Raw genomic sequence first — 21,495 nt, 5'->3', positions numbered from 1 at the left:
AGGGAGATAAGAATGAATAACCGCCTGACCGGTCTGGCGCTGGCCAGCTTGCTGCTGGTGGGATGTGCCAGTTCCAAACCGGCCGATCCAACGCAGCCTGCCCAGCGTAGCGATCCGCTCGAAGGCTTTAACCGCACCATGTTTAACTTCAACATGAACGTGCTGGATCCTTATGTGGTGCGCCCGGTTGCGGTTGCCTGGCGCGATTACGTGCCGGTGCCTGCGCGCAGTGGTATGAGTAATTTCCTCGGCAACCTGGACGAACCGGCCAGCATGCTGAACTCGATTCTGGTGGGTGAACCGCGCCAGGCAGGAATCCACTTCACGCGTTTCTTCCTCAATACCGTATTGGGCTTGGGCGGATTTATCGATGTGGCGGGCAAAGCGAATCCTGAACTGGCGCGAGAAGTTCCGCACCACTTCGGTAGCACGCTGGGTCGTTACGGTGTGGGCTACGGTCCTTATGTGGTTCTGCCGGGTTATGGCAGCTTCACGGTGCGTCAGGATGGCGGCGACTATGTCGATACACTTTATCCGGTACTGAGTTGGCTGACCTGGCCGATGTCGATTGGTAAATGGACACTGGAAGGTGTGGAAACACGTGCACAGCTGTTGGATTCCGATGCCATCCTGAAACAGCAGCAGGATCCGTATGCGTTTATCCGCAACGCCTACTTCCAGCGTAATGATTTCCTCGCCAACGGTGGCAAGTTGAAACCGGAAGAGAATCCGAACGCCAGTGCGATTCAGGATGATTTGAAGGACATTGATTCGCAGTAAAATTGAATGGCGGCTTTCTCAGCCGCCATTGTTTTATCCCTGCCTGACAGGCTGCTTTAGCAAAATCCCCACCACGATTGCGCATCCGAATGTGATGGCTGCCAGGCCATAAAGTAGTATCTGATACGCATGCTGCACGTTGAGTATCAGCAGCGATGCGGAAATCTGCGGCAGTAATTCCTGTGCTTGATGAATATGACTTCCGGATAACCACACGGCAGCGTTGTCACGCGTGACGCCATCCACGTCAGGTAAGCGCTGCAGTAAACCAAAGCGATTGAGCAGTGCCAGCAGAGCCATGACGATCGCTAAAGCAATGCCTTCTCCGGCCACGCGCACCGTATTAAACAATCCCGCCGCCATGCCCGCGCGATCTACGGATACCGCCGAGACGGCGAGGCCATCCATTAATCCCCACGGCAAGGCGGCTCCCGCACCAGTGATGACCATGGAAAAGGCAAGTAGAGTCAGTTCATTCAGAGTGATGGCATACGCCATGCCGAACAATCCCAGCGTGGCCAGCAACAGGCCTGCTACCGAGATTTTACCCGCATCAAACCAACGCGTTAATCCAGCCGCAACGCCCGGGAACAGCAACATCGGGGCCGTCAGCGACAGCAAAATAATTGCGCTCTGGGTTTCGCTGAGATGGCGTGCGCCCATTAAAAAAAGTGGGATAACGATCAGCAAAACCACATAGCAATAGCAGGTGGCCACAGGCAACAACAACACCCCAGCAAAGTGCGGCTGACGCAGCAATGCCAGGCTAAACACGGGATGGGCGACACGCTGCGTATGGCGAATGAAGCGCCAACCCGCCAGCAACGTCACGACAATGCCGACGATCGCGGCTGAGGACGATACGCCATATTGGGGTAACAGGATCAGCGTGGTGGTGAGCGCAAGGAGAGCGAGACTAAACAGTGCCGTGCCGCGAATATCTGCCGGTGGGGAATGTGTCGCTGGCGCGGACACCACACTGAACTGACCCACCAAACCCACGATGGCCGCCAGAGCGGACAGCAGCGCATACACCCAACGCCAGCTGAGCGCATCGGTTATCACGCCCATTAACAGTGGACCAAACGCCAGCCCGACGCCAAACAGCGTGCCGAGCAAACTAAATGCCCGCGTGCGAGCCGGCCCACTATAAAGATGGGCCAGTGCAGTTGCTCCGCCGGCCAACGTAAGTGCTGCGGCAATGCCCTGTAATGCACGATAAATGCCGAGGATATAGGTGCTGTCTGTTAGGGCAATCAGCAATGAGCTGAGGGAGAAAAGAGCCAGCCCTGCGATGAACACCCGTTTGTAACGCAGTTTGTCTGCCGCCACACCTGCCGCCAGCAAGCCGCTACCGAAAGTTAACATAAAACCGTTGGTTAACCATGCCAGCGATAGGGGCCCACCATGTAAGGCGTGGCTGATGGCGGGAGTGGTGACCACGCCGCCAGTAAAACTTAAAGGCAGTAACAGCGCCGCCAGCAAAATAGCCAGGGTTGCGCTAATCCTGAAGCCTGTCAAAGAGGGAGAACTGATTTCCGCCATCGTTTATCTCGCAAATGTTGGGGTAGATGACGCCGCATATTATTGAGGATATAAAAGGGGGTAAATGGGGTTTGGCTCCAGACTTTGCGGACAAAAGGTTTCTTATCATGGACAGTATTTCGGCATTAACCTCCTTTGTGCGCACGGCTGAAACACTCAGTTTTGTGCAGGCGGCACAGCTGTTGGGAATTTCTGCTTCGGCAGTGGGGAAAAACGTTGCCCGGCTTGAGCAACAGTTGGGCGTGCGGTTGTTCAACCGCAGTACGCGCAGTGTGAGCCTGACGGTTGAAGGTGCGTTGCTATTGGCACGCACACGTCCCATTCTGGAACAGCTGCGTGATGTTGAGGCCGAGATGACTCAAACGGTGGCGCATCCGAGCGGTAAACTGCATGTGTCGCTGCCGGTGGTTGGATATCGGCTGATAACGCCGTTGCTGCCTCAATTTAGTCAGCTCTATCCTGATGTTGAATTGGATTGTGATTTTAGTGATCGGCTGGTCAATGTCATCGATGAAGGTTTTGACGTCGCGATTCGCAGCGGCGAGATGCAGGATTCACGTTTACAGGCGAGAGCGTTGGGGCCTTTTCGTTTTGTGCTGTGTGCCAGCCCAGCCTATATTGCCGCGCACGGCAGGCCAGCATTAAGTGCAGATCTTATCGATCACCACTGTATCCTTTTCCGCTTTCCCGCCACGGGATTGATTCAACATTGGGAGCTGGACGATCTGCGGGTGACGGGGGATTTCCAACCCGTAAAAAAGCTGACGGTGAATAACATTGAAGCCATGGTGCAGAGTACGCTGGCCGGAATGGGGATCAGCTATGTGCCGGATTTCGTCGTCTGGGAATTACTGGACCAGGGCGAGTTGATTGAAGTGCTGCCGGGAAGCTGTATCCGCGAAAGTGGTTTTTCGGCCATTTGGCCAGGGCGCTATTTATCACCGCGCGTACGTTGTTTTATCGATTTTCTGGCAGAACACTGGCCGGTGTCGCGCCGGCAATAAAAAACGGCGACATCACTGTCGCCGTTTTTCACACTGATTTCAGCATCAGAACTTGTAGTTAAAGTTCGCGCCGTACAGCCAGGCTTTGCCTTCGGAGTTAAAGGTGTAAGGGCCTTCTTTCACCGTGACTTTCTGGCCGTGCATGTAAGAGATACCGAGGTCAACTGACGCATTTTCATTGAAGGCATAAGAAGCACCGGCGCTCAACCACAGACGGTCCTGATCCGGAATTGAGATAGAGCGTTTGTCGGCAGGAACCGGGCTATCATCAAACGCGATACCGGTACGGAAGGTCCAGTTATCGTCGTAGAAGTAAGTGGTACCCAGTGCGATGCGATATGCATCCTTGAAGCCTTCATCTTTATAGAACAGCGTCTGACCATTGCTGCCAGTGGCCTTCAGCTCCTGGAACTGGCTCCAGCTGGTGTAGGTCAGGCTATAGTGTACGGCCCACTGCGGTGCCACTTTATGCCAGCCCGACACTTCCCACATCTCTGGCAGGTTCAGCGTGAGTGAACCCGGAATGGTCTGGCCGCTGGTGCCATATGGCAGACCTAAAGCAATCGCCTGCGGTGTACCGTTGTAAGCCGTTGGAATGCTGCTCTTATAATCGCCGTCAAAGTCGATTTTCACTTCTGAACGATAGGTGAAGCCGAAGCGGTTGTTTTTATCCACTTCATAAAGGATGCCGGCGTTCCAGCCGTAACCCCATTCGTCACCTTTCAGGTGGGCAACCTGAGTATCCGCTGGCATGCCGACGCGAGCGCCGGCTTCACCCGCATAACGTTCGATTTTTGCTTTAGCGTAAACCGCATCAAAGCCAACACCAAAGCTGAAGTGCTCATTCAAACGATAAGCGGTGCTAAGGTTAAAGTTACCGGTCATCAGGTCGGTTTTACCACCGTAACCGCCGGCGGTGTAACCGTCATTGAACTCTGTCGCCAGACCATAGTTAGAGGTGACGGATGCGCCTACCCACCACTGATCGTTAATCGGATGAACGTAATGGAGGTTAGGGATCCACTGATTCGGTGCGATGTTTTTCGCATTCAGGCTGTTGCCGGTTGGGCTCTGGCCGCTGATATCCACTTCCGGATCAATATAAACGGTACCGATGGAGAAAGAAGGGCGATCCATCAATGCCATGGTCGCCGGGTTACGACTGGCAGATGCGGCGGTATCGCCCATCGCACCTTCACCCGAATAAGCACGACCTAAACCAATTGCTGAGAATTCATTAAGTTGAAAGCCTGCGGCGTAAACCTGGGAAGAGATAAGCGCCACTGCAGCTGCCACAGCTGACTTTGCAAACAGGTTCTTATGGTTCATGACCACAACCTCATCTAGATTTATTATTAAACGTTGTTACGTCGCGTAACAAAGGACGGCGGATTGTAGGGACTGATGACAAAGGCACATATCAGACCAGTGCGACGAGTATAGGTCTGACCTGTGTATATGTTGCAATAATGTTTTTTAAATATTTCCGATTTGATCGATAAAATCAGATCTGCTTAACAAAATCTTGTCGATGCTCATCTAGCATAGCGGTCAAATTTGTTCTGGATCAATTTTTAGTGTGATATTCGTCACTTAGCCGCTGAGAGATAGAAGCCAGACCGCGCGGGGCGTACACTTTGTGTCAGAAAATGATCCGATTGTGTCGATTTATCGTCAGGAGAAAACAATGACTGATGCCATTAAAAAATGCAGTGCCACGGAAACGGCGGCGTGCTGCTGCGTAGATGTAGGCACCGTAATGGACAATACCGATTGCACGGCGAGCTGGTCTGGCGCTTTTGCCAATCGTCATGCGGCTGAAGCGATGCTGAAGCACCTGACGGACAAAGCGCGTCAGGTTGAATCCGAGCCTTGCGAGATTCACGCAGAATTCATTGAAGAAGCGCCAGGCATACGCCTGAATGTTGATTTCACTTTTGCCTGCCAGGCCGAAACCTTGATTTTTCAACTCGGCTTACGCTAATCCTGTCGCTGCCGGAAGCCCTTCCGGCAGCGTTTTCTCTTTTTCGTGTCTTCCCTCGCACTTTTTTTCTTCTGTTATTGGCGACTGAGCAACACCTGGTTAACACTGATGATCAGGTCAGACCTGTTTGGCAATGATGCTACGGTCGTAAATTACAGGTGAGTGCAATGAGCAAAGCGCAGCCGCTGCTGACGCGTCAGGGCGAACGAATCGCCATAACCCATGGATTACGCACGCCTTTCGCCCGTCAGGCGAGTGATTTTCATGGCATTCCCGCGCTGGAGTTGGGGCGCATGGTGGTGTCAGAGTTGATGGCGCGCAGCGAATTGCCGGTCGACGTTATCGATCAACTGGTATTTGGCCAGGTGGTGCAAATGCCGGAAGCGCCCAATATTGCGCGCGAAATCGTGCTGAGCAGCGGATTGAGCGTGCACACTGATGCGTACAGCGTCAGTCGTGCCTGTGCCACCAGTTTTCAGGCGGTGGCGAATGTGGCGGAAAGCCTGATGGCGGGCACCATTGATGCGGGTATTGCCGGTGGTGCAGACTCCTCATCGGTACTGCCTATTGGCGTCAGCAAGACGCTGGCGCGCGCGTTGGTCGATCTCAACAAAGCACGAACCTTCAGCAAAAAGCTGCAAATCTTACGCCGTCTGCGCCCACGCGATCTGTTGCCGGTGCCGCCTGCGGTTGCAGAGTATTCCACCGGCTTACGCATGGGTGATACCGCCGAACAAATGGCGAAAACCCACGGCATCACACGTGAACAACAAGATGCTCTGGCGCTGCGCTCACATCAGCACGCAGCACGTGCCTGGCAGTCAGGCGTGCTGGCGCAGGAAGTGATGGCGGCCTTTGTACCGCCATGGAAAGCACCAATTGAGCAGGACAACAACATTCGCTTTAATGCCAGCGCTAGCGACTACGCAAAATTGCGACCGGCCTTTGATCGTCGCCACGGTTCCGTCACGGCAGCCAACAGCACACCGCTGACCGATGGCGCGGCCGCGGTGATTTTGATGCGTGAAGGCCGTGCACAAGAACTGGGAATTGCGCCGCTTGGCTATCTGCGCAGCTACGCGTTTACTGCGATTGATGTCTGGCAGGATATGTTGCTGGGTCCCGCTTATGCCTCACCGCTGGCGCTGGATCGCGCTGGCATTACCCTCAACGACCTGACGTTGATCGATATGCACGAAGCCTTTGCGGCACAGACGCTGGCCAATCTGAAAATGTTCCGTGATGAGCGTTTTGCGCGAGAGGTACTGAATCGCCCGCATGCCTTGGGTGAAGTGAATGAAGAACGTTTCAATGTGTTGGGCGGCTCCATTGCTTACGGCCATCCGTTTGCTGCCACTGGCGCGCGTATGATCACCCAAACGTTGCATGAACTGCGGCGACGCGGCGGGGGATTAGGACTGGTGACCGCCTGTGCAGCGGGCGGATTAGGCAGCGCAATGGTTCTGGAGGCCGAATAATGAGCGCATCTGCATTCCATTTACACATGCGCCTCGATCATGTCGGCATCATTACCATCGACGTGCCGGGCGAAAAGATGAACACGCTGAAAGCGGAGTTTGTCCCACAAATAAAAGCGGTGCTGGCTGAAGCGCGCAGCAATCCGAAGCTGGCGGGATTAGTGCTGATTTCGGGTAAAAGCGATAATTTTGTCGCCGGTGCGGACATCAGCATGATCGCCGATTGCCTGACGGCAGAAGAAGCGGAAGCTTTAGCCCGCCAGGGGCAAGAGGTAATGGCGGAGATTGCGGCGCTGCCTTTCCCGGTGGTCGCGGCGATCCACGGTGCCTGTCTCGGCGGCGGCCTGGAATTGGCGCTGGCCTGCAGCGCACGTATCTGCACGCTGGATGATAAAACCCGCCTGGGCCTGCCGGAAGTGCAGTTGGGCCTGTTACCTGGCTCAGGCGGGACGCAGCGCCTGCCAAAACTGATTGGGGTGCCACAAGCGCTACCGCTGATTCTGAGTGGTAAGCAGCTGCGCGCTAAACAGGCGTTGAAACTGGGTATCGTTGACGATGCAGTGCCTCAATCCATCTTGCTGGAAACGGCGATTGCGCGTGTGCATAAAGGAAAGGTTGTTCGCCGTGAGTTATCACGTCGCGATCGCCTGATGCAGGCGCCACTGGCGCGCTCGCTGTTATTCGCGATGGCAAAACGGCAAACCGACCGCAAAACGCAGGGGAATTACCCAGCAGCGGATCGTATTCTGCAGGTGGTGCGCACGGGGTTGGAGCAGGGCAGTCACGCCGGTCATGCGGCAGAGGCGCGGGCCTTCGGCCAGCTGGCGATGACCCCTGAATCTGCGGCACTGCGCAGTCTGTTTTTTGCCTCGACCGCGATCAAGAAAGAAGCGGTGGCCGAGGCTGAATCGCGCGCATTAAAACACATCGGCGTACTCGGTGGCGGATTGATGGGCGGCGGCATTGCCAGCGTAACGGCGCTGAAAGCCGGTTTTCCGGTGCGAATTAAAGACGTCAATCTCAATGGTGTGAACCATGCATTGCAATACAGCTGGGACCTGCTGAGTCAAAAAGTGAAGCGGCGCCAGCTGAAACCCGCTGAGCGTCAACAACAGATGGCGCGCATCAGCGGCGGTATCGATTATCAGGGGTTCAGCCAGCGCGATCTGGTGATTGAAGCGGTATTTGAGGATTTGACGTTGAAGCAGCAGATGGTAGCGGATATTGAAAGTCATTGTCAGCCACACACCATCTTTGCTTCCAACACCTCTTCGTTGCCGATTGGCGATATTGCCGCCAACGCGCAGCGCCCAGAGAATGTGATTGGTCTGCATTACTTCAGCCCGGTGGACAAAATGCCGCTGGTGGAGGTGATTCCGCATGCGGGCACCTCGGCTGAAACGCTGGCGACCACGGTGCAGCTGGCGCGTCAGCAAGGCAAAACAGCGGTGGTGGTGGCCGATAAACCCGGTTTTTACGTCAACCGCATTCTCGCGCCCTATATAAATGAAGCCATGCGCTGCTTGCTGGAAGAGGAGCCGGTGGACCATATCGATCGCGCGTTAGTGAAGTTCGGTTTTCCTGTCGGGCCGTTACAGTTGCTGGATGAAGTGGGCATTGATGTCGGCAGCAAAATCAGTCCGATTTTGCTGCAGGCTTATGGCGAGCGTTTCAGCGCACCCGAGGCGGTCAATGCCATCCTGGCCGATGGCCGCAAAGGGCGTAAAAACCAGAAAGGATTTTACCTTTACAACGCGGCTCGCTGGCCGGGAAAACGCAAAGTGGATGCCTCAATCTATGACCTGATTAGCGTCAAACCGCAGGCAAAGCAGAGCGAAGAACAGATTGCGCAACGCTGCGTGATGATGATGCTGAATGAGGCCGCACGCTGTCTGGACGAGTCCGTGGTGCGCAATGCTCGGGATGGTGATATTGCGGCGGTATTTGGCATCGGTTTCCCGCCATTTCTTGGCGGGCCGTTCCGCTATATGGATCAACGCGGCGTCAGCCAAATCGTTAATACATTACGTGCATTAATGCAGCAACATGGCGATCGTTTCGCGCCCTGTGACGCTTTAATGGCAATGTCAGAAGCGCAAACGAATTTTTACACTTCTGCACAAATATGAATAGGCGCACAGATTCAGCGGGTTAGTTATGGTGCCATGAAGAAGGTGGTGCGGCACCATTCTGAGATGTGCTTATTTAATAAACAACCGGTTGACTATACTGAAGCCATTGGGGTAAAACACAGCGTTCATTCGCAGAATGAAGCGTCTGGTGCTGTGGTACCCGACGATATCGACAAACAACAGCGGTGCTTTATGCAAGTTTTTATCATGCGTCATGGCGATGCAGCTCTGGAAGCAGCGAGTGATTCAGTACGCCCACTCACAATCTGTGGCTGTGACGAATCGCGCCAGATGGCGAGCTGGCTAAACGGCCAGGCGCTGGATATCGAAAGGGTGTTAGTGAGCCCTTATCTCCGTGCAGAGCAGACGCTCGCCACGGTTCGTGAGGCACTGAACCTGCCAGAAGGGCAGGACGTGCTGCCGGAACTGACGCCGGGAGGCGATCCGGGCATGGTGGCCTGTTATCTGCAGGCGCTGGCGCAGCAGGGTGTGAAATCAGCCTTAGTCATTTCGCATCTGCCGCTGGTGGGCTATCTGGTGTCAGAGCTTTGCCCGCAGGAAGCGCCACCGATGTTTGCTACGTCGGCAATTGCTTATGTGAACTTTGATGCAGACGCCTGTGAAGGCAAACTGGAGTGGCAGGTCAGCCCGTCAAAACTGGCCAAAGCGATGTAATGTCGCCAAAAGTCATATCTCTATGGGCCGCCTTCTGCGGCCCTTTCCTTTTTAAGGATTAAGGCAGCTCCGGTGGTTGCCACTCTTCGACTTCAATCAGCACCAGCAGCGCGGCATCGCCGCCAAATAACTTCGGTGCCTGGTGAAATGCCATCACATGCGGATGTTGCGCCAACCACAGCGGTGTTTGCTGCTTGAGGATATGCTTGCCGTGCCCGGTCATCACGCTGGCACAGAACAGGTGTTCACGGCGGCAGGCGGCAATGAGCGCCCCCAGCTCCTGTTTGGCCTGCTGCTGTCTTAAACCATGAAGATCGAGAAAAATTTCCGGCGTGTAATCGCCGCGTCGCAATTTCTTCAGCTCGTAATGACTGACATCCGCGCGCACATAACGCATCGGCCCCTCGCTGGAGAGCAAAGGCTGAAACTCATCTGAGAAGTAGTGACTGTTATCGGCTTGCTCGGAAAGCAGTCTTTTCAGCGGGACTTCGCGGGTTTTCACTACCGGTTTGTGCACGATAGTGTCTTGTTTCAGCTTACGCGTTCCGCTCATTAACTCACGAAACAGCGCCTGATCGTCCTGGTTTAGGGGCGTCTTCTTACTCATGGCTCAAATTAGGGTTAAAGGGCTGGTTAATAGCCGGTGGCATACCTTAACGCTTAGCGTTAACAAATGTCAGCTTTTTCGCCTCGCTGCGCTGAATTCTGCCCGGCTTCGTGGCAAACTAACGGCCGATTGATTTTAAGGCCTGCGGAGGGCTACGTGGACAAGATTTTCGTCGATGAGGCAGTGAGTGAACTGCACACCATTCAGGATATGCTGCGCTGGGCTGTCAGCCGTTTTTCGGCGGCAGGCATTTGGTACGGCCACGGCACGGATAATCCCTGGGACGAAGCAGTCCAACTGGTTCTGCCCACGCTCTGGCTGCCGCTGGATATCCCAGAAGATATGCGCAATGCGCGCCTGACGGCCAGCGAGCGTCACCGCATTGTTGAACGTGTGATTCGCCGCGTCAACGAGCGCATTCCGGTGGCTTATCTCACCAATAAAGCCTGGTTCTGCGGCCATGAATTCTATGTCGATGAGCGTGTGTTAGTGCCGCGTTCGCCGATTGGTGAGCTGATTGAAAACCGTTTTGCCGGTCTGGTTGGTGAACAACCGCACCACATTCTCGATATGTGTACCGGCAGTGGCTGCATCGCGATTGCCTGTGCTTATGCCTTCCCGGAAGCGGAAGTCGATGCGGTGGATATCTCCACGGATGCGCTGGCGGTGGCGGAGCAAAACATTGAAGAACATGGATTGATCCACCACGTTACGCCTATTCGTGCCGATCTGTTCCGTGGTCTGCCGCAGGTGAAATACGATCTGATCGTCACCAATCCACCGTACGTGGATGCGGAAGATATGGACGATCTGCCGAATGAATATCGCCACGAACCGGAACTGGGCCTGGCAGCAGGCAGTGATGGTCTGAAGCTGGTGCGCCGAATTCTCGCCTGTGCGCCGGATTATCTGAGTGAGCAGGGCGTGCTGATTTGCGAAGTGGGCAACAGCATGGTGCATATGATGGATCAGTACCCGGATGTGCCGTTTACCTGGCTGGAGTTCAATAACGGCGGTGACGGTGTGTTTATGCTGACGCGCGAGCAGATCGTCGCGGCACAGCATCACTTCTCCTTCTACAAAGACTAAAAATGGGGCGAGACATCGCCCGCAACATCGCAACAAGGAACCACAATGGCCGGTAACAGCATTGGACAAGTTTTTCGCGTAACCACCTTTGGCGAGTCGCATGGTATTGCGCTGGGCTGCATCGTTGATGGCGTGCCACCAGGCATTCCTCTTACGGAAGCGGATATTCAGCACGATCTCGATCGCCGCCGTCCGGGCACATCGCGCTACACCACCCAGCGCCGCGAACCGGATCAGGTGAAAATTTTGTCCGGCGTGTTTGAGGGCGTCACTACCGGCACCTCTATCGGCCTGCTGATTGAAAATACTGATCAGCGTTCACAGGATTATGGCGCAATCAAAGATCTGTTCCGCCCCGGCCATGCGGATTACACCTACGAGCAAAAATATGGCCTGCGCGACTATCGCGGCGGTGGCCGTTCCTCTGCGCGTGAAACCGCGATGCGCGTGGCGGCGGGTGCGATTGCCAAAAAGTATCTGCAAATGAAGCACGGCATTCAGGTACGTGGTTATCTGGCACAGATTGGTGATGTAGCCTGCGAGCTGAAAGACTGGAGCATCGTTGAAGAGAACCCGTTCTTCTGCCCGGATGCTTCGAAGCTGGAAGCGCTGGATGAACTGATGCGTGGCCTGAAGAAAGAGGGTGACTCGATCGGCGCTAAAGTCACGGTGATGGCAGAGAATGTGCCACCGGGACTGGGCGAGCCGGTGTTTGATCGTCTGGATGCCGATCTGGCGCATGCGCTGATGAGCATTAACGCAGTGAAAGGCGTGGAAATTGGAGACGGTTTCGCGGTGATTAACCAGCGCGGTAGCCAGCATCGCGATGAGATTCGTGCCGACGGTTTCCAGAGCAACCACGCGGGTGGCATTTTGGGTGGCATCAGCAGCGGCCAGACCATCAGTGCGAATCTGGCGATGAAACCTACATCCAGCATCACCGTTCCGGGTAAAACCATCACCCGTGAAGGCGAAGAAGTGGAGATGATCACTAAAGGTCGCCACGATCCTTGCGTGGGCATTCGCGCGGTACCGATTGCCGAAGCGATGATGGCGATTGTGTTGATGGATCACCTGTTGCGTCAGCGTGCGCAGAACGGTGACGTCAACAGCAGCGTTCCGCGCTGGTAAGCCACGGATGCGCCGCCTGCTCACCACCGTTGCCGCGCTGTTGTGCAGTGCGGCCGTGTTTGCTGCCACGCCCTGGCAGCAAATCCATCAGCCGATTGCTGGCAGCCCACAGTCGATTGGCGGGTTCGCCAACGGCTGTATTGTCGGTGCACAGCAACTGCCACTCAATTCACCCAATTATCAGGTCATGCGTCAGGATCAGCGGCGTTATTTCGGCCATCCCGATCTGATTGCCTTTATTCAGCGTCTCAGTACCCAGGTGCATCAACTGCAGCTGGGGCAGGTGTTGATTGGTGATATGGGCATGGCGGCCGGCGGGCGCTTCAGCAGTGGGCATGCCAGCCATCAAACCGGGTTGGATGTCGATATCTGGTTGCAGCTGCCGCAAAACCGCTGGACGGCGCAGCAGCTGCTGAAGCCACAGCCACTGGATTTGGTGGCACCGGATGATAAGCAAGTGATTGCGCGTCATTGGCAGCCGCAGATCGACAGCCTGATAAAGCTGGCGGCGAAAGATAATGAAGTGACACGTATCTTCGTCAATCCGGCGATTAAAAAGCAGCTTTGTGCGGATGCCGGAAGCGATCGTGCATGGCTGAATAAAGTGCGCCCGTGGTTTGCCCATCGTGCCCACATGCACGTGCGTCTGCGCTGTCCGGCAGGCAGTCTGGAGTGTGAAGATCAGGCTGCACCGCCGCCGGGTGATGGTTGTGGTGCAGAGTTAGACAGTTGGTTCCTGCCGAAAAAACCGGGTAGCACGCCGCCTGTGAAGAAAACGCCGCCGCCGTTGCCGCCATCCTGTCAGGCACTATTAGATCGTCATTTACTCTAGCCGTGACGCTTCCTGTTGCAGCAGTATTGGCAACGTTCTCTCTCCCAGACACAGATGTTTGTGAGACCAGGAGAGAGCACGGATGCCCAGCCTGCAATAAGAATGGTCGGGTTAACTTTACGAGAAAAAAATGGACCTCTTTGTTGTTAGCCCACTATTGCTGGGCGTGTTGTTTCTGGTTGCGGTGCTGGCAGCGTTTATCGACTCCATCGCCGGCGGCGGTGGCTTACTCACCGTTCCTTCATTACTCGCTGCGGGACTCTCTCCTGCTCAGGCTTTAGCCACTAATAAGTTACAGTCGGTGGGTGGATCTTTCTCTGCCAGCCTCTACTTTGTGCGTCGCGGCGCGGTGAATCTTCGCGAACAGCGGCTGAACATTGCCATGACCTTTATCGGTGCAGTGTGTGGCACGGTGCTGATTCAGCATATCCAGGCGGATGTACTACGACAGATTTTGCCGCTCCTGCTGATCAGCATCGGGTTATGGTTCCTGCTGATGCCGCGGCTGGGCGAGTCGGATCGTGAGCATCGCCTGCAGGGGATCGCTTTTGCGCTGGTCGGCGGTGGTTGCGTCGGTTTTTACGACGGCTTTTTTGGTCCGGGTGCCGGTTCATTCTATGCATTGGCGTTTGTGACGCTGTGTGGCTTCAATCTTGCCAAGGCCACCGCCCACGCCAAAGTCCTAAATTTCACCTCCAATTTCGGCAGTCTGCTGTTCTTTATGTTCGGCGGAAAGGTAGTGTGGGGCACGGGCGTGATCATGTTGATTGGCGCATTCGTGGGCGCGCGTATCGGCGCCAGACTGGTGCTGAGCCGGGGTCAGAAGCTGATCCGCCCGATGGTGGTGACTGTATCCGCTGTGATGAGCGCCAAATTATTGTGGGATAGCCATGGCAGTGCGTTGCTGGCGTGGATAGCCACGCTGTAAAGCAGTACTCGTCAAGAACGGCTGCCAATGCGACAATGGCGCTAATTTTTTTAAAGATTAAAATATTATGAGTACAGAACATCATTACCAGCAGCTGGTGGATATTTTTGATGGCTGCTTTGTTGAAGACTTTCAGACCCGTCTAATTAAAGGCGATGACGAACCTATCTATCTTCCAGCGGATGAGGAATCGCCGTGGAACCGCGTGGTGTTTGCTCACGGTTTCTACGCCAGCGCGCTGCACGAAATTTCTCACTGGTGTATTGCCGGTGAAGCGCGCCGCAAGCTGGTGGATTTTGGTTATTGGTACTGCCCGGATGGGCGGGATGCGCAAACGCAAAGTCAGTTCGAGTCAGTGGAAGTCAAGCCACAGGCGCTGGAGTGGCTGTTCTGTGTCGCGGCGGGCTTTCCCTTCAATGTCAGCTGTGACAACCTCGAAGGCGATTGTGAACCCGATCGCATCGCGTTCCAGCGCAAGGTCCATGCTCAGGTGATGACTTATTTTGAGCAGGGTATCCCGGCACGTCCGGCACGTTTTATCGATGCGTTAGCCAGCTATTACGGTACGCCAGCGCTGACGGCGGCACACTTCCCGTGGCCGGAAGATTTGTGATTCGCAAACATATTATTAATGACCCAAAGTCACCCGCGTTGCAGCATAACGGCGAATGAACGACCCCCGGGAACGCGAACCAGCGTGTAACGGGGCAAGAGCGTGAAGCCAGCGCAGTAGCGGCGCGGCGTATCAAGGGCAATAAGGAACAAGACGATGATCGTAGAATTCGAATCCCGCATCCTGGCATTGATTGACGATATGGTTGATCACGCCAGTGACGACGAGCTGTTTGCCGGTGGCTATCTGCGTGGCCATCTGACCCTGGCGGTGGCTGAGATTGAAATCAGCGGTGAGCACACGCCAGAAGCGCTGCAAATCCATGTGACCAACAGCCTGCAAAATGCGATTGCCGCAGGTGAACTGTCACCACGCGATCAGGCGCTGGTGATTGGCATGTGGGATAATTTGTTCCAGCAGGCGCGTCAGACCGCCTGATAAGTCGGGGCGGCCGCTCGCCCCGCCATCCTAGCGTCCCGCTTTCTTACCTTTCAGCAATTTTCTGACCCAGTAACGATTCGGATTCAATGCCGCCAGCGTGGTGATATCCAGCGGTTGCGGCTCACCACTCATCTGTGCCGCCAGTACTTCCGCCGCCAGCGGCGCGCTGCACAAGCCGCGTGAACCCAGCGCACCCAGCACAAATAAACCGGCATGAACCGGTGCATCGGCAAGGGTTTCACCCCGTGCTCGTTGCCCCGGCAAATCAGCATATTGCACCAGCGTTGCGGCGTAATCAGGCGCGCTGCCACTCATCGGTAAGTGATCGCGCGTGGCGCAGCGCACGCCAACACGCGCCTCGTTATCACTGATATCCACCTGCTGTGGCCACTCTGCATCCGGCAGACAGTTCACCAGGCGCTGGCGGTTTTCCTGCTGATCGTCAGCACGGAAATCGGTTGTGGTATCGCCACGATGGTAGCTGGCCCCGATGCAGTGGGTGCTGAAATTCGGGCTGACTGGCGTGAGATAGCCGTCATAGCAGAGTACGGTATTTAACGCGCCCAGCTTAGGATTGGTCGGCACATGACTGACCTGACCCGCCACCGCGTAAACGGGCAAGTCTTTGCTTTGCTCAATTTCCAGCAGCGCATGGCCATTGGCCAACACCACCTGCTGATGTTTTACCGAGGGTTGCTCGCTGAAGTTAAGAGTCCAGCCTTCAGTCGTCGTTTCCAGCGTGGTGACGCGATGCAGCCAGTGCAGGCGTAAACCCAGGTTTTGCGCATGCTCCAATAGGTTGCTGGTCAGTTGCGACGGAGAGAGCCAGCCGCCCTGAGGATAGAAAATGCCACCACTACCGGTATCGACGCCCGCTAATTGCTGCGCGTCCTCCTGACTTACGCCGTACGCCACATCATGCGGCAATCCCATCTCCAGCATCTGGGCAATTTTATCGGCACTTTTACTGTCCCAGCCGAGTTGCAACACACCGCTCCAGTCATGCTCGAACATTACCGATAGCTGGTCGTACAAACGGCGGGCAAAGGTGAACGCTGCAGGAAAGAAAGTGGCGAGAGCGGGATCGTGCTGATTAAGCAGCGGGTAAAGTGCGCCCTGACGATTACCGGAAGCACCCAGCGCGGGCGCAGCATCGGCGCAATAAAGTGTGACCTTCCAGCCGCGGCGCAACAGCGCCAGCGCCAGTACGGCACTCGCCACGCCACCGCCAACCAGCGCCACTTCCTGAGTGCGAGCCGCAGGGCGGGCATACCACGGTTGGCTATGGGGCAGGGCAGCAACCTGCTCCATTACGCCCGTTAGCATTTCGCGTTTGTGACCAAAGCCTTTGCGCTTAGCCACGGTAAAACCCGCTTCCTGTAATCCCCGACGGACAAAACCTGCCGAGGTGAAGGTCGCCAGCGTCCCACCCGGCCGGGCCAGACGGGCCATGGCGGCGAACAGTTCCGGCGTCCACATCTCCGGATTTTTAGACGGAGCAAAACCATCTAAAAACCATGCATCCACCTGAGCATTAAGACTGTCATCAAAGGTATTAATTAGCGCGTTAATATCACCGAGCCAGAGATCGAGCGTGACTTTACCGTTGTTGAACAGTAAACGCTGGCAACCCGGCAGCGCCTGTGGCCACTGTTGCTGTAACTGTTCTGCCCAGTGCGCCAGCTCAGGCCAGTGTGCGTGCGCTGCGACCAGATCGGTTTGCGTCAGTGGGAATTTTTCGCAGCTAATGAAGTGCAGACGCTTAAGTGTCGCGTCGGGATGTTCGCTACAGAAGCGATCGAATGCTTGCCACAAGGTAAGAAAGTTCAGACCCGTCCCAAAACCGCTTTCCGCGACAATAAAAATATCGCGTGAATGTTGAGCGAAACGGACAGGAATTTGGTTGCCGTTGAGGAAAACATAGCGCGTCTCCTCCAACCCGTTGTCGTTGGAGAAATAGACGTCATCGAATGCTCGGGAAACAGGTGTACCCTGATCATTCCAGTTTAATTGCGCGTGTTCAACCGGGGCTAATTTCACGGGAAAGGCTCGTTTTTCAGGCAGTGGCGCGATTTTAACGACTGCCGTCACATGACGCAAATTTACAAAAGGAAATGGCTGATCGGACTTGTTCGGCTTACAACTGTAAGCTAGAGTGCACGTCAATCCAAAAGAAGTGGAATGAGGACTATTGAATGAAACGTGCAGTGATTACTGGCCTGGGTATCGTTTCCAGCATTGGTAATAACCAGCAAGAAGTGCTGGCTTCTCTGCGTGAAGGCCGTTCGGGTATCACCTTCTCTGAAGAGATGAGAGATATCGGTATGCGCAGCCACGTATGGGGCAACGTCAAACTGGATACCAACGGGCTCATCGATCGCAAAATCGTGCGTTTCATGAGTGATGCTTCAATCTACGCTTACCTGTCTATGGCGGAAGCGATTCAGGATTCCGGCCTGACTGACGAGCAGTATCAGAACAACCCACGCGTGGGTCTGATTGCCGGTTCAGGCGGCGGTTCCCCGCGTTACCAGGTGTTCGGTGCCGATGCGATGCGTGGCCCGCGTGGCCTGAAAGCCGTTGGTCCTTATGTGGTGACCAAAGCCATGGGTTCAGGTGTATCAGCTTGTCTGGCTACCCCATTCAAAATCCACGGTGTGAACTACTCAATCAGCTCTGCTTGTGCCACTTCCGCACACTGCATCGGTAACGCGGTTGAGCAGATTCAGTTGGGCAAACAGGACATCGTGTTTGCTGGTGGCGGCGAAGAGCTGAGCTGGGAAATGGCCTGTGAGTTCGATGCGATGGGCGCACTGTCCACCAAATACAACGAAACGCCAGAAAAAGCCTCTCGTACTTACGATGCGAACCGTGATGGTTTCGTGATCGCTGGCGGCGGCGGCATGGTGGTGGTTGAAGAGCTGGAACATGCTCTGGCACGTGGCGCACACATTTACGCAGAAATCGTTGGCTACGGCGCAACCTCTGACGGTGCTGATATGGTGGCACCATCAGGCGAAGGCGCAGTGCGTTGCATGAAGATGGCCATGCAGGGCGTTGATACCCCAATCGATTACCTCAACACCCACGGTACTTCTACACCTGTCGGTGATGTGAAAGAGCTGGGTGCGATTCGCGAAGTGTTTGGTGACAACTCACCGTACATTTCTGCTACCAAAGCCATGACCGGTCACTCACTGGGTGCAGCGGGCGTGCAGGAAGCGATCTACACCTTGCTGATGCTGGAGCATAGCTTCATCGCACCAAGCATCAACATCGAAGAGATTGATGAAGCCGGTAAAGGCCTGAACATCGTGACGCAGCCGACTGAAAAAGCGCTGACCACCGTGATGTCCAACAGCTTCGGTTTCGGCGGCACCAACGCCACCTTGACCATGCGTAAGCTGCCAGCTTAATAGCGTGATCACCGTTTTCCAGGGGCCGGTTTATCCGGCCCCTGTTGTTTTTGACAATTCTCCCGCAGCTTGCCTACACTCTTCACATCTTGCCTGAAACAAAATAATCGTTTGCGCACAGTATGAACCAAACAACCCGTTTTCGCCTGAATACAGGGTGCGAACGTATGTTGGTTTTGCCTGTCGTGCACGCTCTGAACAAGGAGTTCATACCATCATGACCACGGCTGCTGATACGCAGACGCAATCTGTGCTGCCTTTGGGTTGCATATCCTTTGCGGTGTTTCTCACTTACTTAACCGCAGGGCTGGCGCTCCCGGTTATCCCACTGTACGTGCATCAGGAATTGGGCATGAGCAACCTGATGGTGGGTGTGGCGGTAGGGATTCAGTTCTTCGCCACGCTGCTGACGCGCAGCTTCGCCGGACGCCGAGCCGATCAGCACGGTGCCAAGCTCACCACCCAACACGGTATGATCGCCATCGCGCTGGTGGGTGTGGCGTATCTGGCCGCGGCGTTGTTGCCCGTTTCGCCGTGGGCAAAATTTGGTTTGCTGGCGGTGGGGCGCTTATTGCTGGGATTTGGTGAAAGCTTGCTGCTCACCGGCAATCTGACCTGGGGCATGGGGTTGGTGGGAAGCAAACGATCCGGCCTGGTGATGTCGTGGAACGGTATGGCGATTTATGGATCGCTGGCGGCGGGCGCACCGCTGGGTTTGTTGATCAATCAACATGGCGGATTCGCAGCACTCGGTGCTGTCGCGCTGCTGTTGCCACTGCTCTCGCTGGCGATCAATAGCTGGGTCAGTAAAGTGCCGGTGGTGGGTGGTGAACGTCCCTCATTGTTCAGCGTGGTGAAAACTATCTTCCAACCCGGCATGGCGCTGGCGTTACAGGGCACCGGCTTCGCCGTTATCGGCACCTTTACCTCGCTCTATTTTGCCGCAGAAAACTGGGGCAATGCCGGTTTTGCCCTGACCGCATTTGGCTGTGCTTTTGTATTAGTGCGTGTTTTCTTTGGCGGCCTGCCGGATCGTTACGGTGGCGTCCGCGTCGCAATGATCTCGCTGCTGGTGGAAACTGCCGGTTTGCTGGTGCTGGCGTGTGCAAGCTCTGGCTGGATGGCGCTGATTGGCGCCGCGCTCACCGGTTGCGGCTGTTCACTGATTTTCCCGGCGCTCGGCGTCGAGGTGATCAAACGTGTCTCGCCGCAAATTCGTGGCACGGCGCTGGGCGGTTTCTCTGCTTTCCAGGATATCGCTTACGGTGCCAGCGGCCCACTGACCGGCCTGCTCGCCACGGCGTTGGGTTATGGCTCGGTCTACCTTGCGGGTGCCTGCTGCGCAGCCCTGGGCATTCTCGTCACCTGGTCGTTTGCGCGTAGCGCGACAACAGCGTAACCAGCTTATCGCAGGCGCTGACAATCTCACCCGGCGTCAGCGCGGCAAAGCCCAGCAGCCAGCCCGATTGCGGCTGACTGTTGCTGTACAACGGCGACAGACGTGGCAACAGCAGACCGATTTCCCTGGCCTGTTGCGTGAGCTGTGCTTCCTCACCCTGATGCAATGCTACCGTCAGCTGTAGCCCGCCAGACGTCTGCAGCGGCGTCAACCACGGCTGCAGGCGCGTGTTGATCTGCTCCAGCAAACGATTACGGCGGCTGTGGTAAAGCTGGCGCATCAGCCGCAGGTGGCTGGCAAAATGGCCTTGTTGGAGGAACTCAGCGGTAATCGCTTGTGGCAACAGCGCGCTGTGCCCATCCAGAATGCTACGTGCGCGACCCATGGCATCTACCAGTGCTGGCGGCACGACCATCCACGCCAGCCGCAGGGAAGGGAAGAGCGTTTTGGAAAAAGTGCCAAGGCAGATAACCCGGCTGTTATCCTCCAATCCCTGTAAGGCGGGAAGCGGGCGATCGTCATAGTGAAACTCACTGTCGTAATCATCCTCAATTAACCAGCTTTGCTGCTGGTGCGCCCAGTCGAGCCACTGCAGGCGGCGGGCAAGGCTCATCGCGGTACCGGTGGGATAGTGATGTCCCGGCGTCAGATAAACCAGTCTCGCGTCTCCTTCAAGCGGCATCGCGCCTTCGCTATCCAACGGCATCGCACGGCAGTGTGCACCCGCAGCGAGGAAAGCGTTACGCGCGCCGGGATAGCCTGGCTCTTCAAGCCACACTTCATCATTGGCATCCAGCAACATCAGCGCCAGTAACTGCAGGGCCTGCTGTGAACTGGTTAGGATAACGACTTGCCCGGCAGCACAGCGCACCCCGCGTGATAACGCCAGATAATCCGCCACCGCCTCACGAAGCGGCATAAAGCCTAGTGGATCGCCATAACCCATCACCTGGCTGCCCAGCGAGCGCTGCACGCTGTTACTGATCCGGCGCCATTGGGTATGCGGGAAAGCGCGTAATTCAGGCGAACCGGCGGCAAACGCATGGGGGAACGGCGGATCCTGGCAGCCACCGGTTGCTAATATTTGCTCACCACGCCGTGAGAAACGAGGTGAGTTATGTGCGGGTGTGGTCGCCGCCCGTGCAGGCATTGCAATCGATACAAAAGTACCCCGACCCGCCCGCCTCTCCAGATAGCCTTCACTCTCAAGCTGCGCATAAGCGGCTTCCACTGTCACTCGCGACAGCGACAAATCCTCGGCTAACTGACGGCTGGAGGGTAAGCGTTGTTGATGGTGCAAATGGCCGCGGGTTATGGCCTGGCGTAGCGTATGGCATAAACGTTCACGTAAGCCGCCGGATGACGTGTGATTAAACAGGGCTAAAAAAGAGTGGCGCATTGTGGTCTTATCGCTGTGGCGAAAGTGGTATCAAATTGCAGA

19 protein-coding genes are annotated in these 21,495 nt (G+C 55.6%); 14 read left to right on the top strand and 5 right to left on the bottom strand.

The annotated features are described in order from the left end of the window. Positions 1-12 precede the first annotated feature (12 nt). A complete protein-coding gene (gene mlaA / locus AC1MDE_RS18055; RefSeq protein ID WP_045813678.1) occupies positions 13-780 on the top strand; it encodes a phospholipid-binding lipoprotein MlaA in 768 nt (255 codons plus the stop codon). A 33-nt stretch (positions 781-813) separates the two neighbouring features. Here mlaA and AC1MDE_RS18050 read toward each other — a convergent pair whose 3' ends face one another. Beyond that, positions 814-2,325, bottom strand: a complete 1,512-nt coding sequence (locus AC1MDE_RS18050; protein ID WP_480344919.1) for an MFS transporter — start codon at positions 2,323-2,325, stop codon at positions 814-816. Between the two features lie 107 nt (positions 2,326-2,432). On the opposite strand from AC1MDE_RS18050, the gene AC1MDE_RS18045 reads away from it, so the two are divergent. Continuing rightward, positions 2,433-3,329 (top strand): LysR family transcriptional regulator, encoded by an 897-nt coding sequence (locus AC1MDE_RS18045; RefSeq protein ID WP_058959031.1) that lies wholly within the window; start codon positions 2,433-2,435, stop codon positions 3,327-3,329. A gap of 45 nt (positions 3,330-3,374) precedes the next feature. Here AC1MDE_RS18045 and fadL read toward each other — a convergent pair whose 3' ends face one another. After that, the gene (gene fadL, locus AC1MDE_RS18040; protein WP_034825171.1) at positions 3,375-4,658 is read right to left on the bottom strand and encodes a long-chain fatty acid transporter FadL; all 1,284 of its coding nucleotides are present in this window, start codon (positions 4,656-4,658) and stop codon (positions 3,375-3,377) included. 358 nt (positions 4,659-5,016) lie between these two features. Between fadL and AC1MDE_RS18035 the strand changes: the two genes are divergently transcribed. The 4 genes from AC1MDE_RS18035 (at position 5,017) to sixA (ending at position 9,598) form a co-directional block, all read left to right on the top strand. Further along, positions 5,017-5,313: a YfcZ/YiiS family protein gene (locus AC1MDE_RS18035; RefSeq protein WP_479399111.1), complete on the top strand. Its 297-nt coding sequence runs from the start codon at positions 5,017-5,019 to the stop codon at positions 5,311-5,313. A gap of 167 nt (positions 5,314-5,480) precedes the next feature. After that, on the top strand, positions 5,481-6,791 hold the full coding sequence (gene fadI / locus AC1MDE_RS18030; protein WP_479399109.1) for an acetyl-CoA C-acyltransferase FadI: 1,311 nt from the start codon (positions 5,481-5,483) through the stop codon (positions 6,789-6,791). Beyond that, positions 6,791-8,920 carry a fatty acid oxidation complex subunit alpha FadJ gene (gene fadJ, locus AC1MDE_RS18025; protein WP_479399107.1) on the top strand — a complete coding sequence of 710 codons (2,130 nt, stop codon included), beginning with the start codon at positions 6,791-6,793 and terminating at the stop codon, positions 8,918-8,920. Before fadI ends, fadJ begins: the two co-directional genes overlap by 1 nt. 195 nt (positions 8,921-9,115) lie before the next feature. Next, on the top strand, positions 9,116-9,598 hold the full coding sequence (gene sixA, locus AC1MDE_RS18020) for a phosphohistidine phosphatase SixA (protein ID WP_479399105.1): 483 nt from the start codon (positions 9,116-9,118) through the stop codon (positions 9,596-9,598). A 58-nt stretch (positions 9,599-9,656) separates the two neighbouring features. Here sixA and smrB read toward each other — a convergent pair whose 3' ends face one another. After that, complete coding sequence (gene smrB, locus AC1MDE_RS18015; protein ID WP_034825165.1) at positions 9,657-10,205, bottom strand: endonuclease SmrB; 549 nt, start codon at positions 10,203-10,205, stop codon at positions 9,657-9,659. Positions 10,206-10,361: 156 nt separating this feature from the next. On the opposite strand from smrB, the gene prmB reads away from it, so the two are divergent. The 6 genes from prmB (at position 10,362) to AC1MDE_RS17985 (ending at position 15,236) form a co-directional block, all read left to right on the top strand. Continuing rightward, positions 10,362-11,294: a 50S ribosomal protein L3 N(5)-glutamine methyltransferase gene (prmB, locus tag AC1MDE_RS18010; RefSeq protein ID WP_160869175.1), complete on the top strand. Its 933-nt coding sequence runs from the start codon at positions 10,362-10,364 to the stop codon at positions 11,292-11,294. 45 nt (positions 11,295-11,339) lie between these two features. Next, complete coding sequence (aroC, locus tag AC1MDE_RS18005) at positions 11,340-12,425, top strand: chorismate synthase (protein WP_058959027.1); 1,086 nt, start codon at positions 11,340-11,342, stop codon at positions 12,423-12,425. Between the two features lie 7 nt (positions 12,426-12,432). Next, a complete protein-coding gene (mepA, locus tag AC1MDE_RS18000) occupies positions 12,433-13,257 on the top strand; it encodes a penicillin-insensitive murein endopeptidase (protein ID WP_034825159.1) in 825 nt (274 codons plus the stop codon). A 130-nt stretch (positions 13,258-13,387) separates the two neighbouring features. After that, on the top strand, positions 13,388-14,185 hold the full coding sequence (locus AC1MDE_RS17995) for a sulfite exporter TauE/SafE family protein (RefSeq protein WP_034825156.1): 798 nt from the start codon (positions 13,388-13,390) through the stop codon (positions 14,183-14,185). 67 nt (positions 14,186-14,252) lie between these two features. Continuing rightward, positions 14,253-14,798, top strand: a complete 546-nt coding sequence (locus AC1MDE_RS17990; RefSeq protein WP_034825153.1) for an elongation factor P hydroxylase — start codon at positions 14,253-14,255, stop codon at positions 14,796-14,798. A 156-nt stretch (positions 14,799-14,954) separates the two neighbouring features. Continuing rightward, the gene (locus tag AC1MDE_RS17985) at positions 14,955-15,236 is read left to right on the top strand and encodes a YfcL family protein (RefSeq protein WP_034825151.1); all 282 of its coding nucleotides are present in this window, start codon (positions 14,955-14,957) and stop codon (positions 15,234-15,236) included. A gap of 30 nt (positions 15,237-15,266) precedes the next feature. Here the strand turns inward: AC1MDE_RS17985 and mnmC are convergent, their stop codons facing one another. After that, the gene (gene mnmC, locus AC1MDE_RS17980; protein ID WP_479399100.1) at positions 15,267-17,279 is read right to left on the bottom strand and encodes a bifunctional tRNA (5-methylaminomethyl-2-thiouridine)(34)-methyltransferase MnmC2/FAD-dependent 5-carboxymethylaminomethyl-2-thiouridine(34) oxidoreductase MnmC1; all 2,013 of its coding nucleotides are present in this window, start codon (positions 17,277-17,279) and stop codon (positions 15,267-15,269) included. A 155-nt stretch (positions 17,280-17,434) separates the two neighbouring features. Between mnmC and fabB the strand changes: the two genes are divergently transcribed. Continuing rightward, positions 17,435-18,655, top strand: a complete 1,221-nt coding sequence (gene fabB / locus AC1MDE_RS17975; RefSeq protein WP_034825147.1) for a beta-ketoacyl-ACP synthase I — start codon at positions 17,435-17,437, stop codon at positions 18,653-18,655. A gap of 217 nt (positions 18,656-18,872) precedes the next feature. Then, a complete protein-coding gene (locus AC1MDE_RS17970; protein ID WP_479402493.1) occupies positions 18,873-20,054 on the top strand; it encodes an arabinose transporter in 1,182 nt (393 codons plus the stop codon). Here the strand turns inward: AC1MDE_RS17970 and pdxR are convergent. Beyond that, a complete protein-coding gene (pdxR, locus tag AC1MDE_RS17965; protein ID WP_058959024.1) occupies positions 20,017-21,453 on the bottom strand; it encodes a MocR-like pyridoxine biosynthesis transcription factor PdxR in 1,437 nt (478 codons plus the stop codon). The two genes, AC1MDE_RS17970 and pdxR, sit on opposite strands and share 38 nt — an antisense overlap. Between the last annotated feature and the right edge of the window lie 42 nt (positions 21,454-21,495).

The sequence above is a fragment of the Pantoea folii genome (assembly GCF_056678875.1).
This window is presented reverse-complemented; position numbering and strand designations above follow the sequence as displayed.